General features: G+C 50.5%; 19 protein-coding genes, 1 tRNA gene, 2 pseudogenes and 1 riboswitch. Of the genes and pseudogenes, 16 read left to right on the forward strand and 6 right to left on the reverse strand.

Annotation, left to right across the window (positions count from 1 at the left end):
• The first annotated feature begins 134 nt into the window (after nucleotides 1-134).
• The 10 genes and pseudogenes from QSJ10_RS03830 (at nucleotide 135) to QSJ10_RS03875 (ending at nucleotide 4,680) form a co-directional block, all read left to right on the forward strand.
• Nucleotides 135-365: a hypothetical protein gene (locus QSJ10_RS03830; RefSeq protein WP_049624147.1), complete on the forward strand. Its 231-nt coding sequence runs from the start codon at nucleotides 135-137 to the stop codon at nucleotides 363-365.
• A 27-nt stretch (nucleotides 366-392) separates the two neighbouring features.
• Nucleotides 393-595: pseudogene (locus QSJ10_RS03835) on the forward strand (holin).
• Nucleotides 596-754: 159 nt separating this feature from the next.
• The gene (locus tag QSJ10_RS03840; RefSeq protein WP_033015681.1) at nucleotides 755-961 is read left to right on the forward strand and encodes a DUF1657 domain-containing protein; all 207 of its coding nucleotides are present in this window, start codon (nucleotides 755-757) and stop codon (nucleotides 959-961) included.
• 97 nt (nucleotides 962-1,058) lie between these two features.
• Nucleotides 1,059-1,535, forward strand: a complete 477-nt coding sequence (locus QSJ10_RS03845; protein ID WP_049624146.1) for a YhcN/YlaJ family sporulation lipoprotein — start codon at nucleotides 1,059-1,061, stop codon at nucleotides 1,533-1,535.
• A gap of 11 nt (nucleotides 1,536-1,546) precedes the next feature.
• Nucleotides 1,547-2,026 carry a stage V sporulation protein AC gene (gene spoVAC, locus QSJ10_RS03850; RefSeq protein WP_049624145.1) on the forward strand — a complete coding sequence of 160 codons (480 nt, stop codon included), beginning with the start codon at nucleotides 1,547-1,549 and terminating at the stop codon, nucleotides 2,024-2,026.
• A complete protein-coding gene (spoVAD, locus tag QSJ10_RS03855; protein WP_049624144.1) occupies nucleotides 2,026-3,039 on the forward strand; it encodes a stage V sporulation protein AD in 1,014 nt (337 codons plus the stop codon). The genes spoVAC and spoVAD overlap by 1 nt, the downstream gene beginning before the upstream one ends.
• A 1-nt stretch (nucleotide 3,040) precedes the next feature.
• Nucleotides 3,041-3,397 (forward strand): stage V sporulation protein AE, encoded by a 357-nt coding sequence (gene spoVAE, locus QSJ10_RS03860; RefSeq protein ID WP_053532180.1) that lies wholly within the window; start codon nucleotides 3,041-3,043, stop codon nucleotides 3,395-3,397.
• 12 nt (nucleotides 3,398-3,409) lie between these two features.
• Nucleotides 3,410-3,616, forward strand: coding sequence for a DUF1657 domain-containing protein (locus tag QSJ10_RS03865; RefSeq protein WP_011230357.1), 207 nt, complete (start codon nucleotides 3,410-3,412; stop codon nucleotides 3,614-3,616).
• A 12-nt stretch (nucleotides 3,617-3,628) separates the two neighbouring features.
• Nucleotides 3,629-4,489 (forward strand): DUF421 domain-containing protein, encoded by an 861-nt coding sequence (locus QSJ10_RS03870; protein WP_053532181.1) that lies wholly within the window; start codon nucleotides 3,629-3,631, stop codon nucleotides 4,487-4,489.
• A gap of 20 nt (nucleotides 4,490-4,509) precedes the next feature.
• Complete coding sequence (locus tag QSJ10_RS03875; protein WP_162839649.1) at nucleotides 4,510-4,680, forward strand: hypothetical protein; 171 nt, start codon at nucleotides 4,510-4,512, stop codon at nucleotides 4,678-4,680.
• Nucleotides 4,681-4,819: 139 nt separating this feature from the next.
• On the opposite strand, the gene QSJ10_RS03880 is transcribed toward QSJ10_RS03875, so the two are convergent.
• The gene (locus tag QSJ10_RS03880; protein WP_053532182.1) at nucleotides 4,820-5,140 is read right to left on the reverse strand and encodes a thioredoxin family protein; all 321 of its coding nucleotides are present in this window, start codon (nucleotides 5,138-5,140) and stop codon (nucleotides 4,820-4,822) included.
• A gap of 128 nt (nucleotides 5,141-5,268) precedes the next feature.
• Between QSJ10_RS03880 and QSJ10_RS03885 the strand changes: the two genes are divergently transcribed.
• The 3 genes from QSJ10_RS03885 (at nucleotide 5,269) to spoVIF (ending at nucleotide 6,106) form a co-directional block, all read left to right on the forward strand.
• Complete coding sequence (locus QSJ10_RS03885; RefSeq protein WP_015374185.1) at nucleotides 5,269-5,505, forward strand: hypothetical protein; 237 nt, start codon at nucleotides 5,269-5,271, stop codon at nucleotides 5,503-5,505.
• Nucleotides 5,506-5,584: 79 nt separating this feature from the next.
• Nucleotides 5,585-5,722 (forward strand): YjcZ family sporulation protein, encoded by a 138-nt coding sequence (locus QSJ10_RS03890; protein WP_080985672.1) that lies wholly within the window; start codon nucleotides 5,585-5,587, stop codon nucleotides 5,720-5,722.
• 126 nt (nucleotides 5,723-5,848) lie between these two features.
• Nucleotides 5,849-6,106 carry a sporulation-specific transcription regulator SpoVIF gene (gene spoVIF / locus QSJ10_RS03895; protein ID WP_053532183.1) on the forward strand — a complete coding sequence of 86 codons (258 nt, stop codon included), beginning with the start codon at nucleotides 5,849-5,851 and terminating at the stop codon, nucleotides 6,104-6,106.
• A gap of 117 nt (nucleotides 6,107-6,223) precedes the next feature.
• On the opposite strand, the gene QSJ10_RS03900 is transcribed toward spoVIF, so the two are convergent.
• The 3 genes from QSJ10_RS03900 to QSJ10_RS03910 are packed head-to-tail and all read right to left on the reverse strand — an operon-like array spanning nucleotide 6,224 to nucleotide 7,946.
• Entirely contained in the window at nucleotides 6,224-6,658 is a 435-nt protein-coding gene (locus QSJ10_RS03900) for a GNAT family N-acetyltransferase (protein WP_033015695.1), read from the reverse strand.
• Nucleotides 6,655-7,179 (reverse strand): YjcG family protein, encoded by a 525-nt coding sequence (locus tag QSJ10_RS03905; protein ID WP_049624140.1) that lies wholly within the window; start codon nucleotides 7,177-7,179, stop codon nucleotides 6,655-6,657. The genes QSJ10_RS03900 and QSJ10_RS03905 overlap by 4 nt, the downstream gene beginning before the upstream one ends.
• A 38-nt stretch (nucleotides 7,180-7,217) precedes the next feature.
• Nucleotides 7,218-7,946: a GTNG_0744 family esterase gene (locus QSJ10_RS03910; RefSeq protein ID WP_053532184.1), complete on the reverse strand. Its 729-nt coding sequence runs from the start codon at nucleotides 7,944-7,946 to the stop codon at nucleotides 7,218-7,220.
• Nucleotides 7,947-8,138: 192 nt separating this feature from the next.
• A riboswitch (SAM riboswitch) is annotated at nucleotides 8,139-8,249 on the forward strand.
• A 199-nt stretch (nucleotides 8,250-8,448) separates the two neighbouring features.
• Between QSJ10_RS03910 and QSJ10_RS03915 the strand changes: the two genes are divergently transcribed.
• A complete protein-coding gene (locus tag QSJ10_RS03915; RefSeq protein ID WP_053532185.1) occupies nucleotides 8,449-9,552 on the forward strand; it encodes a methionine biosynthesis PLP-dependent protein in 1,104 nt (367 codons plus the stop codon).
• Nucleotides 9,553-9,555: 3 nt separating this feature from the next.
• The gene (metC, locus tag QSJ10_RS03920) at nucleotides 9,556-10,734 is read left to right on the forward strand and encodes a cystathionine beta-lyase (RefSeq protein WP_053532186.1); all 1,179 of its coding nucleotides are present in this window, start codon (nucleotides 9,556-9,558) and stop codon (nucleotides 10,732-10,734) included.
• Nucleotides 10,735-10,772: 38 nt separating this feature from the next.
• Here metC and QSJ10_RS03925 read toward each other — a convergent pair.
• Nucleotides 10,773-11,777: pseudogene (locus QSJ10_RS03925) on the reverse strand (HD-GYP domain-containing protein); the annotation flags it as partial.
• A 193-nt stretch (nucleotides 11,778-11,970) separates the two neighbouring features.
• On the opposite strand from QSJ10_RS03925, the gene QSJ10_RS03930 reads away from it, so the two are divergent.
• Nucleotides 11,971-12,043: transfer RNA gene (locus QSJ10_RS03930), tRNA-Val, on the forward strand.
• A 112-nt stretch (nucleotides 12,044-12,155) separates the two neighbouring features.
• Here QSJ10_RS03930 and QSJ10_RS03935 read toward each other — a convergent pair.
• On the reverse strand, nucleotides 12,156-13,310 hold the full coding sequence (locus QSJ10_RS03935) for a site-specific integrase (protein ID WP_053532187.1): 1,155 nt from the start codon (nucleotides 13,308-13,310) through the stop codon (nucleotides 12,156-12,158).
• Nucleotides 13,311-13,410: the final 100 nt, after the last annotated feature.

Here is a 13,410-nt window from a genome sequence, read left to right on the forward strand (position 1 = left end):
GCCCGAGAGGCTGCGGCTGCGGCCGGCCGCCGGTCGTAAAGAAATAGCACAAATCCGTGAGAAGCGCCTATACTCCGCTTCCTCTCCTTGCATAGTCTAACAGTGCAACTAGGCGAAAGGAAGGGGGGAAGGGCATGTCGGATCGGAAAAAAGCGAAAGTGATTCATGTCGATAAATTGATCATTCATGCCGATGACATCGTCATTATGCCGCGCGGCCGCATCCGCGATCCATGGTTGTTCCCGCACCGCGATGATACGGAAATGGAAGCCGTTGAAGATGCGCGGGACCGGGATAAGGAAGAACATGGTGAAGGAGGCTATGATCGAAACGAAGGAGAACAGAGACCGTTCTCGTGGATCTAGCCATAAAGCAAATGGGGGACGCCAACGGTGGAGCGTTTTAAAAATTACGGGCTTTGGCTGGCAATCGGATCGTTTGCCGTGATTGCGCTTGAGACATTCGGCGTCGACATTGATCTTGGCAAATATGAACAACTGTACCATGCCTTCTTAAGCATTTTGGTGATGGCCGGTATTTTAAACAACCGTCGCTCGGCCGCGGTTATTCCGATAAAGTTGATGACAAGTCGTAACCCGCATGGGCGCCTGCAGAAGGCGCCCTTTTTGTGCCCGGAAAGGCTGGAAAGGCGACAGAACGTTTTGCAGAAAATGACAATTATAATTTGGCGGCGAAAAAACCATTCTAAACATTGTCACCACCAATCTTACACCATATAAGGAGGACATGAATCATGACGGTTGCAACACAAGTGAAACAAACATTGGCGGGGTTAAAATCGGCTCAAGCGAGCTTCGAAACGTTTGCTTTGCAAACCGAAAACCAAGCCGCGAAACAGCTTTACCAACAAGCTGCCCAACAAACGCAGGCGGTCGTTGATTTGGTGAACTCGCGCATGCAAGAAATTCAAAACGAAGAGCCACAATATAAACAACAATAACCTTCGCTGAAGCGAATGGGATGGTTCAGGCGGAAAGGTTGGCACAGCACGCCAACCTTTCCCGACTTGGCGGAAATACATAAAAACGAATGGGTTGATGAAGATGAAAAAATGGTGGTTGGCGGCCGTCGTTGCGATGATCGCGGTCGGCGGCTGCGCCAAAGAAGAAACGGAACAAAAACAATCGCTGCAAGGGGCAAACCTACTGAGAACCCAAACGTCCGGGACGGCGAAACATGCGGAGCTGAACCAAGGTCCGGCCGAGCGGGCGGCCAGCTATTTGCGCGGGCGCGACGATGTTCGGGACGTGGTGGCGGTCAACAGCGTGGATCGGTTGCTCATTGCTTATCAAATTCCCCATATGAAGCGGTGGAGTCGAAAACAAATTGAGAAAGACATTGACCAAAAACTGCGCGACCTGTTTCCTGGCTATGATGTTGTTTCCTCGAGCGATTTGAAAATTTTTTGGAAGACGAAGGAATTAAAAGCCAACATGGACAATCGACGCTGGGATGAACGAAAAGTCAATCGGGAAATCAAGCGCATTGAAAAGCTAAGCAAAGAGCAAACATAAGAGGTGTCATTATGGCGAATGAAAAACGGAAAAAGCTGACCCCGGTTCAGCAGGAATATCATTTATTCGAAAAAGAGCGGGAAACGAAGCGTCCTATTGTTCGAAACTGTGTTTGCGCGTTTCTCGTTGGCGGAATCATTTGCACGATCGGGCAGGCGATCTCTTATTTCTATATGTACTTCTTTGATTTCACCGAGCAAACGGCAGGCAATCCGACGGTGGCGACGATGGTCTTTTTGTCGATGATTTTAACTGGGTTTGGCGTTTATGACCGGATCGCCCAATTCGCTGGGGCGGGAAGCGCCGTGCCGGTGACAGGGTTTGGCAACGCCGTCATCTCGGCGGCGATTGAGCACCGGACGGAAGGATTTGTGTTAGGCGTCGGATCGAACATGTTCAAGCTCGCCGGATCGGTCATCTTGTTCGGTACGTTTTCCGCCTTTGTTATCGCTCTTGTCAAAACGATTGCGACCCAGTGGGGGGGATTGTAATGCTGAAAGGGCACCGCACATGGGTGTTTGCGAACAAGCCGGCAATCATCGCAACAGCGGCGGTCGGCGGGCCGTTTGAGGCGAACGGCCGCCTCGCGGAAGACTTTGATCTTCTTCACGAAGATTTATGGCTCGGAGAGGAGTCGTACGAGAAGGCGCACCGCGTGCTCATGGAAGAAGCAGCGTTTCAGGCGATGGAAAAGGCCGGATTAGAGAAGGAAAACGTACAGTTTCTCATCGCCGGCGATTTGATCAACCAGATGACGCCGACAAGTTTTGCCGCTCGAACGCTCGGCATGCCGTACCTTGGCATTTTTGGCGCCTGCTCAACCTCCATGGAAGGGCTTGCGCTCAGCGCTTTTATTACCAACTATGGCGGGGCAGACTATATCTTAACCGGTGCGTCAAGCCATAACACCGCTGTCGAAAAGCAGTTCCGCTATCCAACCGAATACGGCGGGCAAAAGCCGCCGACAGCGCAGTGGACGGTAACGGGAGCTGGCGTGGCGATCGTCAGCCCGAAAGGGGACGGGCCGCGCGTGACGGCAGCGACGATCGGCCGCGTTGTGGATATGGGGCTTGCCGACCCGTTCAACATGGGTGGAGCGATGGCGCCGGCGGCGGTCGATACGATTGAGGCGCATTTGCGCGACATGCAAATCGATGCATCGTATTACGATTTGATCGTCACCGGCGATCTAGGGCGAATCGGACGCCAAGTCTCCCTTGACTTGCTGCGTCAGCACGGCATTGACATCGATGAAGAGCGCTACCAAGATTGCGGACTTCTCATTTACCGTGACGGACAGCCGGTTTTATCCGGAGCGAGCGGGGCGGCTTGTTCCGCTGTCGTCGTTTACGGGCATCTCATCAAACGGATGCGCCGCGGCGAACTGAAGCGCATTTTGGCGGTGGCGACAGGGGCGCTGTTATCGCCATTGTCGTTTCAGCAAAACGAAACGATCCCGTGCATTGCCCATGCGGTGGCGATCGAGTACGGAGGTGAGGCGTAGCGTGTTGGCCATGTTTTTTTGGGCGTTTGTCGTCGGCGGGCTGATTTGCGTGATCGGGCAAATTTTGATGGATGTGTTTAAACTGACACCTGCGCATACGTTGACGATTCTCGTCGTCGTCGGGGCGATTTTGGATGGATTCGGTTTGTATGAGCCGCTCATTAATTTTGCCGGCGCCGGGGCGACGATTCCGATTACGAGCTTTGGAAACGCGCTCGTTCACGGCGCGATGCAAGAGGCGGAAAAACACGGCATTATCGGCGTATTGACCGGCATGTTTGAAGTGACGAGCGCCGGCATCTCCGCGGCGATCGTCTTTGGGTTTATCGGGGCGCTCTTGTTCCGCCCGAAAGGATAGGAGGGATCTTCCATGACCGTTGCTTCGCAGGTGAAACAAACGTTGGCGAGCTTAAAAGGCATTCACGCTGGGCTGCAACAGCTGGCGCTCACTTCCCAGGATGAAACGGCGCAGCGGACGTTTCATGAAGCGATGCTTGCGACAGAGGAGATCATCGCGGACATCAAAGACCGGATCGGCCGGCTCGAGTTCGAGGAGCCGCAATATCACGGAAAGTAAGGAGCATGATCGATGCCTATATGGTTAGAAACCGCCATTCGTTCGATTTGCATTTTAATCGGGTTGTTTGTGATCACCCGCATTCTCGGCAAAAAGCAATTATCAAAATTGTCGTTTTTTGAATACATCGTCGGCATTACCGTCGGCGATATTGCTGGAACGATGTCGGTCGATTTAGGAATTTCGTTGCAAGAAGGCATCACCAGCATTTTGATTTGGTCGCTGTTTCCAGTGGCTGTCGCTCGTCTCTCGCTGCGCAACAAGAAATTTCGCGATTTTGTCGAGGGCAATTCCACGGTTTTTATTAAAAACGGCAAAATTTTAGAGGAAAACTTGAAACGGGAGAAATATACGGTTGACGAGCTGCTCGAACAGCTGCGCAAAAAAGATGTGTTCCGCGTCGCCGACGTCGAGTTTGCGGTGCTTGAGCCAAACGGCGACTTGAACGTGTTGCTGAAGCGGGAAAAGCAGCCGCTCACCGTCGGAGATGTGTTCCCAAACCCACCGCGGGAAAAAGAGCCGCAAACGGTCATTATGGACGGCATGATTTTGGATGAGCCACTCGCTACGATGGGGCTTGGCCGCGGCTGGCTGAAGGAACAGCTTGACAAACAAGGAGTGGCGATTGAAAATGTGTTTCACGCCCAAGTCGATTCATACGGACAGCTGACGATCGATTTGTACGATGATAAGATCCAAATTGCCGAGCCGCAGGAGAAAAAGCTGCTCTTGGCCGCGATGAAAAAAATGCAGGCTGATCTGGAGCTGTATGCGTTGCAGACGAATTCCGAAGAGGCGAAGACGCTGTATGAACGAAACGCCGCAAAAATGGCAGAGCTTGTGCAAAAAGTCGAACCGCTCTTGCGAAACTGATGACACAGGAGTAAAAGACGATGGATGACAAACGGATAAAAACGACGGATGAGGAAATTCAAGTCCAATTGAAACCAAACGACCGCTCCGAGCGGACGCGGACGACCGATGAGGAAATTTCGATTGAATTCATGTTTGACAGCCCGCAGCTGATGCGCCAGCCGAAAGACTACGACGAAATTGAATATTAACGGCTTCCGTTTCCACAATCAGCGATCCATAAGGAGCTGTCTGTTCATTCGCATGGCTGTCCGAGAAGGAAAGCTTCCTTCTCGGACAGCCTCTTTTTGTTGCCCTTCTTCTCTGGCGAGGCAAGGATGCCGCCCCGTCTTACTCCGGCAGGGACTGCAAAAAGGCGCGCACTTCTTCCGGCGTTTTCGCATCAGCGCTATGCAGATGGGCGATTTTTTCCCCGTTTCGGAACACAAGAAGACTTGGAATGCCAAGCACTTGGTACTTCTCACCAATATCTGGAAACTGGTCTCGGTCGATTTCGAACCAGTCGTACTGCCCGTAATCGCGGATGATGTCATCGATGAACATGTTCAGGCGCACGCAGTCTGGACACCAAGTTGTGTAAAACTTCATAATCGCTGGCTTATCGCCGGAAATGGCCGCCTCGAATTGCTCAACTGTTTCAATTTGTCTCACATTCGTTCCCTCCCTTTCATGTTGCCGTTCATCTTTACTTTACCATATGGCAAGGCAAAAAAAGAACGGGGACGCCTTCACCTCGGGCAGTCGTTTTTGCATACAACAGTAAGAAAGGAGGGGAAAGTGTGAGCAAAGAGTTGGAAAAAGCGCTCGAAAATTGGGTTGCGTCGCGCAAAGAAGGGCATGAAACGTTCATCCGCCTGTTTGAACAATGGGGAAAGGACTTTAACAAACAGCTGCAAGAAATCGAAAAATTGAACAATGGATTTTTAAAAAGTGTACAAGGCAACTTGGACTACATCGAGCAATGGTTTGCGAAGAAGGAGCGGGAATTTGCCGAGCTGTTCCGCCGATTTGGATGACAAAATGGCCTTTGCGCCCATACGCTCCGCTAAGCCGGTGAATACGATACAGTAAACGGAGAAGGAGGTGAACATTATGATGGGCTTCTGCGGTTATGGTTATCCTTACGGCTACGGCTATGGCGGTGGCTATGGCGGTGGCTATGGCGGTGGCTTTGTGCTGATTGTCGTGTTGTTCATTTTGTTGATTATTGTCGGCGCGGCATTTGTCGCCTAACGGAAAAAGCGAATGGGATACGGGCCGTTTCGGCGCCACGGAGCGGCTCGTATTTTTCTTTCCCTAATTTGATGCACGCCGAGGCGGGAGCATCATACGATATAGCAGGGAGAAGGAGGCGGAACGATGGATCAGCAATTTTTTAAAAACATCGAACAGAAAACAGGTGTCAATATGAAAGACGTTTTTGAGCTCGCCAACTCGCTGCAAAACGCCAATTTCAGCGATGAAAAAACGGTGCGCCAAGTGGTGAAGCGGGTGGCGCAAATTGCCAACCGGAAAGTGCCAAAAGAACTTGAGGACCGAATCGTCAAGGCGATCGTCCATAACGGCAAACAAATTGATTTGAACACGATCGCCAATATGTTGAACAACAAAAAGTAAGCAAAAGGGAGCTTGCGTGCGCACAGCTCCCTTTTGCTCTGCTTGGCTCAGGAGAGCGAAACGATGTTCGATGATCCCAAGCCTTGGATCAGTGTAGACGAGGCTGTTCTATGGCCATCATTCGAGTGATTTCACCATCGTGACATGTGGGATGCCGGCGTCCATAAAGACGCCGGAGACGGTCGTATAGCCGAGCTTTTGGTAAAACGGTTCTGCGTGCGTCTGGGCGTTCAGTTTCGCCGTTTTCGCCCCTTTTGTTTTCGCAAGCTGCTCCAACGCCTCCATCACCATCCGGCCGACGCCGCGGCCGCGGTAAGCCGGCAAAACGCAGATGCGCTCCGCTTTGCCAACCCCTTCATCGACCAGGCGAAACCGGCCGGCTGCGACTGCTTGTTCGCCATCGTATAGGACGAGATGGAACGATTCATGTTCAAATGCATCGATTTCTTCTTCTTCCGGCACGTTTTGCTCTTCGATGAATACAATCCGACGGACGCGCAACGCGTCTTCATACAACGCGCGGTCTTCCGTTGTTCCAATGGCGACGTTCATTCTCCCGTTTCCTTTCCTCCAACGATAAAGGTTTCATAGACAGTCCATGATCCGTTCTCGAGCTGGTAAAGAAGGTGGAACCGGTCGACCGTCTCTTCAAAATGGACGTTTTGCAGCCGCAGTTGGCTGTAGACGTCAGCGTATTCCGCATTCGGCAAATCGCGGCCAATTGTAATGTGCGGCACGAACACGAATTCCGGCTCCCCGGCAAACAAGCCGCTGTGCAGCTGCTCGTGCAACCGTTCCAGCACTTCGTTTGGCTCGACTTTCAAATAAATGATGTGGCTTGTCGGGTAAAACGAGCTGAATTTCGTCACTTTGATCGGAATTGGCTCCGTTTCCGCTGCGATGCGGCGCAGCTCTTTCGTCATTTCTTTGATTTGCTCCTCATCCGCCTCAAACGGGTATTTTAATGTAATGTGCGGCGGGATGAGGGCGTAATGGCTGTCGTACCGCTTCCGGTACGAGTTGGCGAAGTCTTGAATCCGCTTTGGCGGAAAAATGACAATGACGTACTTCATTCCGCTTTCCCTCCTTCAGATGGTTCGTTTGCCGTTATTTACAGCGACAAAATGGCCGATACCGCCCGGGGCACATCCGGCTGCCAATACGTCCATGCATGCCCGCCGGCAAATTCATGGTACGTGTAGGGAAACCGCTTTTCGATCAATAAGTCCCGTGCGGCCCGGTTCGGGGTGATAAAATCGCGTACATGGCCGTCCGTCGTTTTGACCGCCGTTTCTTCTGCGCCGACGGAATGGTAAAGGGAAAGAAGCGACGGGGCGCGGAACGCGCGGATGCGTTCGAGCACCGAGTCGTCAATGTAAGGAGACTGCATGGCGATTTTTCCAAATGTATGCGGATACAACAGACCGGCTAGAAGCGACACGGTTCCTCCCAGCGAATCGCCAATCAGCGCTCGTCCTTTGCCCATTTGATATGTCGGCAGCTCGCGATCCAAAAACGGCGCGAGCTCATGGGCCAAAAAGCGGATATAGGCTTCGTTTTTTCGACCGGCCGGGTGGTATTTCTCGTAGCGGTCGCTGACGTTCCGGTCCGGGATGCCGACAACGATCGTTCGGTCGATCGTTCCTTCGTCCATGAGTGTCTCGATCACGGTTTTGATTTTTCCGTACATAAAATAATCCTTGCCGTCTTGCGCGATTAATAAAGAATATTTATGCAACGGAGAAAAATCGCTTGGCAAGTAGACAAGCAACCCGATTTCTTCTTGCAGCTCCCTGCTGTAAAGCGTATAATCGCGCATCGTTCCTGTTGCTGTCGCCATGATCATCCTCCATGAAAGCGCAAGTTCACTTGTTATTGTAACATATTTAGGCAAAAAGATGTTAACGAAGGGCTCGAATTTTTCGTGAACTTGCCGAACATTGGCGCCGGCAAAAAAATGACTTGCAAAAATGGCCGGAATGCGTTACATTTTTTAATAAATTAACAATTAACAAAATTAAATACGCAGCGGTTCTTATCAAGAGAAGCGGAGGGAACTGGCCCAATGAAGCTTCAGCAACCAGCCGCCCGACGGCCAGGTGCTAAATCCAGCGAATTGAGCATTCAATTCGGCAGATAAGAAGAAGCATGACCATGTTCGTATGGAAAAGTCTTCTTCTTAGAAGACTTTTTTTATTTACTCAAGCGGCCGCTCCCTCAACCGAGAGGCGTCGAGGATCAAGGCCCTCGGCTGCTGCTTGACCAACAGCGGCGCTTCGTTGGGCGTTAAGTGGTTGGCCGTTGATCCATGATGGAATTTTCAACAGAAGGAGAGAGATGAGGTGGATAAACTAGAAACGTTGTTAGCGCAAATTGGCAACCGGAGCGAAACGGTGACGGGGACGGTCAACCCGCCAGTTTATTTTTCCACCGCCTACCGTCATGCCGGCATCGGGGAGTCGACCGGGTTTGACTATATCCGCACCGGCAACCCGACGCGCAAAATCGTCGAAGAAGCGATCGCGAGACTGGAAGGCGGCGACCAAGGCTATGCGTTCAGCTCCGGCATGGCCGCCATTCAGACAGTGCTCGCCTTGTTTGAGAGCGGAGACGAGTTTCTCGTATCGGCCGACCTTTACGGCGGGACGTACCGCCTGTTTGAGCGCGGCTGGCGCAAGTACGGTCTCGGCTTTCATTACGTCGATTTTGCCGATCTTGATGCTGTGGAAGAAAAAATCACGGAAAAAACGAAAGCCATCTTTTTGGAAACGCCGACGAACCCATTGATGCAGGAGGCGGATATTTCGGCGGTCGCCAAGCTCGCCAAACGGCATGGGCTTTTGTTGATTGTTGACAACACGTTTTATACACCGGTGATTCAACGCCCGATCGAACAAGGCGCCGATATTGTCATCCACAGCGCCACGAAATATTTAGGCGGCCATAACGACGTGTTGGCTGGCCTTGTCGTCGCCAAGGGCGAGGAGCTCTGTCAACGCCTGACCGAGTATCAGAACGCCATCGGCGCGGTGTTGTCGCCGTTTGATTCGTGGCTGTTGATTCGCGGGATGAAAACGCTGGCGCTAAGGATGCGCCAGCATGAAGAAAACGCCAAGCGCATCAGCGCCTTTTTGCGCGAACATGAAGATGTCACTGATGTGCTGTATCCGGGGAGAGGCGGGATGCTGTCGTTCCGGATTGCCGATGAAAAGTGGGTGAACGGGTTTTTAAAAAGCTTGCGCCTCATTACATTCGCGGAAAGCCTGGGCGGAGTCGAAAGCTTTATTACGTACCCAGCGACGCAGACGCATGCGGACATTCCTGAGGAAATCCGCATCCAAAACGGTATTTGCAACCGACTGCTCCGCTTCTCGGTCGGCATCGAACATGCGGATGATTTAATCGCCGACTTGGCGCAAGCGTTCAAACACATGAAAGAGGTGTAAGCGATGGAACGGGAATGGTCGTTTTCAACGAAACTTCTCCATAATGAATGGAAAGTCGATCGCCACACGGGAGCGGTGAGCGTGCCGATCCAGCACGCCTCCACGTTCCATCAGTTCGATTTCGACACGTTCGGCAAATACGACTACAGCCGCTCCGGCAACCCGACGCGCGAGGCGCTCGAGGAAACGATTGCGGCGTTAGAAGGCGGCGTGCGCGGATTCGCCTTCGCTTCTGGCATGGCGGCCATTTCGACGGCGTTTTTGCTCTTGTCCCGAGGCGACCACGTCCTCGTGACCGAAGACGTCTACGGCGGCACGTACCGGATGATCACGGAAGTGTTGACCCGCTTTGGCATCGAGCATACGTTTGTCGATATGACGGATTTAAACACAGTAGCGGAAAACATTCGTCCGAACACGAAAGTCATTTATATGGAAACGCCGTCCAATCCGCTGTTAAAAGTGACCGACATTCAAGGCGTCGTCAAGCTGGCGAAAGCGCACGGCTGTTTGACGTTCTTGGATAATACGTTCATGACGCCGGCGTTGCAGCGGCCGCTTGACCTTGGCGTCGATATTGTCCTTCACAGCGCCACGAAATTTTTAGCCGGCCATAGCGACGTCGTCGCCGGGCTGGCGGTCGTGAAAGACGAGGAATTGGGAAAAGAATTGTACAAACTGCAAAACGCGTTTGGCGCCGTCCTTGGCGTCCAAGATGCGTGGCTTGTGCTGCGGGGATTAAAAACGCTCCACGTTCGGCTGAAGCAGTCGTCCGAATCCGCCCTGGCCATCGCTGAGTATTTGGCGCGCCATCCGAAAGTGGAAGATGTGTATTATCCAGGGCTTTCGCACCACCCAGGCCATGACATCCAGCGCCATCAGGCGGCCGGGTTTGGCGCTGTGCTGTCGTTCCGTTTAGCCGATGAAGAAGCGGCTCGGACGTTCGTCCGAAACGTCCGCTTGCCGGTGTTTGCTGTCAGCCTTGGGGCGGTCGAGTCAATTTTATCGCACCCAGCGAAAATGTCGCATGCGGCGATGCCAAAAGAAGAGAGGCTCCGGCGCGGCATTACCGACGGCTTGTTGCGGCTGAGCGTCGGGCTTGAGGATGTCAACGATTTGATCGCCGATTTTGAGCAGGCGTTGTCGTTTGTTCAGGAGCGGCCGTCAGTTTCAACGCCATAGCCATCAGCCCGCCAAGCCTTCACAGCTCGGCGGGCGGGTCAAGATGCCGCTGAGGTTGACAACAGCCGCTCCTCTTTTAAGTGTTTCAAAAAGAGATCGACGAGTTCGCCGTCCCACTGGGTTCCCTTTCCTTTTCTCAAGATGTCTGCCGCTTGACGAATATCCATCCCTTTACGGTACGGACGATCCGAAGTCATGGCGTCAAATGCATCGGCCACGGCGATGATTTTGCCAAACAACGGAATGTCATCGCCTGCCAACCCATCTGGATATCCCTTTCCATCTATGCGTTCGTGATGGGAGCGGATGCCGGCTAACAGCGGCTCAATCGGTTCGATTGGCCTAATCTCGCGCAAAATGGCTTCTCCAAGGGCGGGGTGTTTTTTGATCCGGGCAAATTCATCATCGCTTAGCTTTCCCACTTTAAGCAAAATGGCATCGGGAACGCCGATCTTTCCGATGTCATGCAGTAGAGCGGAACGATACAAGGCATCAAGCTGTTCATTCGGAAGGGAAAGCTTTTCCCCAATCGCGAGTGCGTAACGGGCCACGCGCAGCGAGTGCCCAGCTGTATAAGGATCGCGGGCGTCAAGCGCCGCTGTCAGGACAGTGATGAAACGGTTGAGCAGTTCTTTGTTCGTTCGGTCGCGTCGATGCACAGCGTCGATCATATGATTAAATCCGCGAAGCAAATCGGCAAATTCATCGGTATACACATTGTGGGCGACGGGTTTATACGTTTCGTTTTCTGCCCGTTTCATATGACTTAACAGCACACTGACCGGCTCATGGATCTCATCGACCAACAAGCGAGTCAAGAAAACGGAAAACGCGATCGAAAACAGCAAAATCACGGCTGCCCAGGGCCAATACGACCAATGGGATGCACTCGGTCCGGCGAGCGACCATTTGATTTCCATCGCTAAGCTGAACAATAAAACAGGAAATGTGCTGCTGAACAAGACCGTCAGCTGCAATTTGGTTTTGAGCGGCACCGGAAGCGGCGTGCGTTTTTCATCAATTCCCCCAGCCTTTGCAAGCAAATTCTCGTTTGATAGAACAATCAGAATGTAGAAAAAATACGATGTCGAACCGTTCCAACACGGATTATTCCTTTGGGAGGAAGTCACCTTTCCTTTTTTCATCATGAACAGCGATTTTTTTAAAAAAGTTGTTGACAAACAACTTGCCCGTTTATATAATTAAAAATGTGTTCGATAGCGGACAATAAAATATGATTCCGTAGCTCAGCTGGGAGAGCGCCACCTTGACAGGGTGGAGGTCGCTGGTTCGAGCCCAGTCGGAATCACTAAAGTGAGAGGCTTGAAATCCTTGCGTATCAAGGGTTTCAAGCTTTTTCGTTTTATTAGCAATTGTGCTAAAATCTCCGGGATTTAAAAATTTGCACAAAACTTGCACCTTTAGTCAACTAAAGGGTTCTGACTTTGTTTTAAGAGGGCATTTTCAAATTTCTCTGCCGCTTGCTCTTGTAAATCATCGCTGACATGTGAGTATAAATCTAAAGTTATACCAACGCGAGAATGTCCCAACCGTTCGCTAACCACTTTTGGATTTTCGCCTTGCTGCATTAAGATGGTTGCATGTGTATGCCACAAATCATGGAAGCTTATACGTGGTACACTTGCTTCTTCGATCAAGCGATAAAATTGGCGTAACAAGTTTCGTGGATCGAGAGGTTTTCCGTCGTCAGTGCAGACAATTAAATTGTTATCTTGGTATTGAGTACCCAATTTCTCCTTTTGAAATTCTTGTTTTTGTTTATGTTTCTTTAGTACATTTACAACATGTTGAGAAATTGAAATTTGTCTTTTCGATTTTTTTGTTTTAGGCTCTTTAAAAATTAATCCTTTGCCTGAGACAAAGCATAAGCTGCGCTTGATGCGGATTTTCTTATTCTCAAAATCCACGTCATCCCATTTTAGCCCTAAAACTTCTCCACGTCGCATTCCTGTGAAAATCGCAAGAAGGTAAGGGATCTCCATAGAGCTATCTTTAATCAGATTCAGAAATCGATTTACCTCATCCACTGTCCATGTAATTTTTTCTTCACTTTTCACTTTGGGTGGTTTAGCATTTTTTACAGGATTCACTTTAACCAACGACCATCTTACAGCTTGATCAAATGCTTGATTGAGCAAATTATGCATTTGTCGGATATATGCACCTGAATACCCGCTGTCTAACTTGTCTACATAAAAACTGTCAATATCAAATGTTGTAATTTCATTAATTTTTTTATGTTGGAAATATTTCATAATATGATTTCTGATTACATATTCCCTGCTTTTTGCGGTAGTTATTTCTACTGTTCTTTTATAAGAGGTGTTAAACCACCGCTCCATGAACATCGAAAAATCTTCTGTACTTTCTTTAAAATAACTTCCATCATCGACTTGGTTTTTAATTTTAAGAAGTTCTTTCTTCGCTTCAGTCTTTGTACGAAACGGTCCGAAACTTGCTTGCTTTCTCTTACCGGTAACTGGATCTTTCCCTACATCAATTCGAAAATAAAATCCTTTTTTCTTTTCTTTAATTAACTTGTCAAAGTTCATCATTACACCCCATGTTAAAGCCGATGATAAAATCCCCAATATAGCCGGAATAAAATTCCCCACTTACAATAGAACCATAGTGTCAACGAGAGGAGCTATGGTT

Source organism: Geobacillus stearothermophilus ATCC 12980 (assembly GCF_030369615.1).
Classification (GTDB): domain Bacteria; phylum Bacillota; class Bacilli; order Bacillales; family Anoxybacillaceae; genus Geobacillus; species Geobacillus stearothermophilus.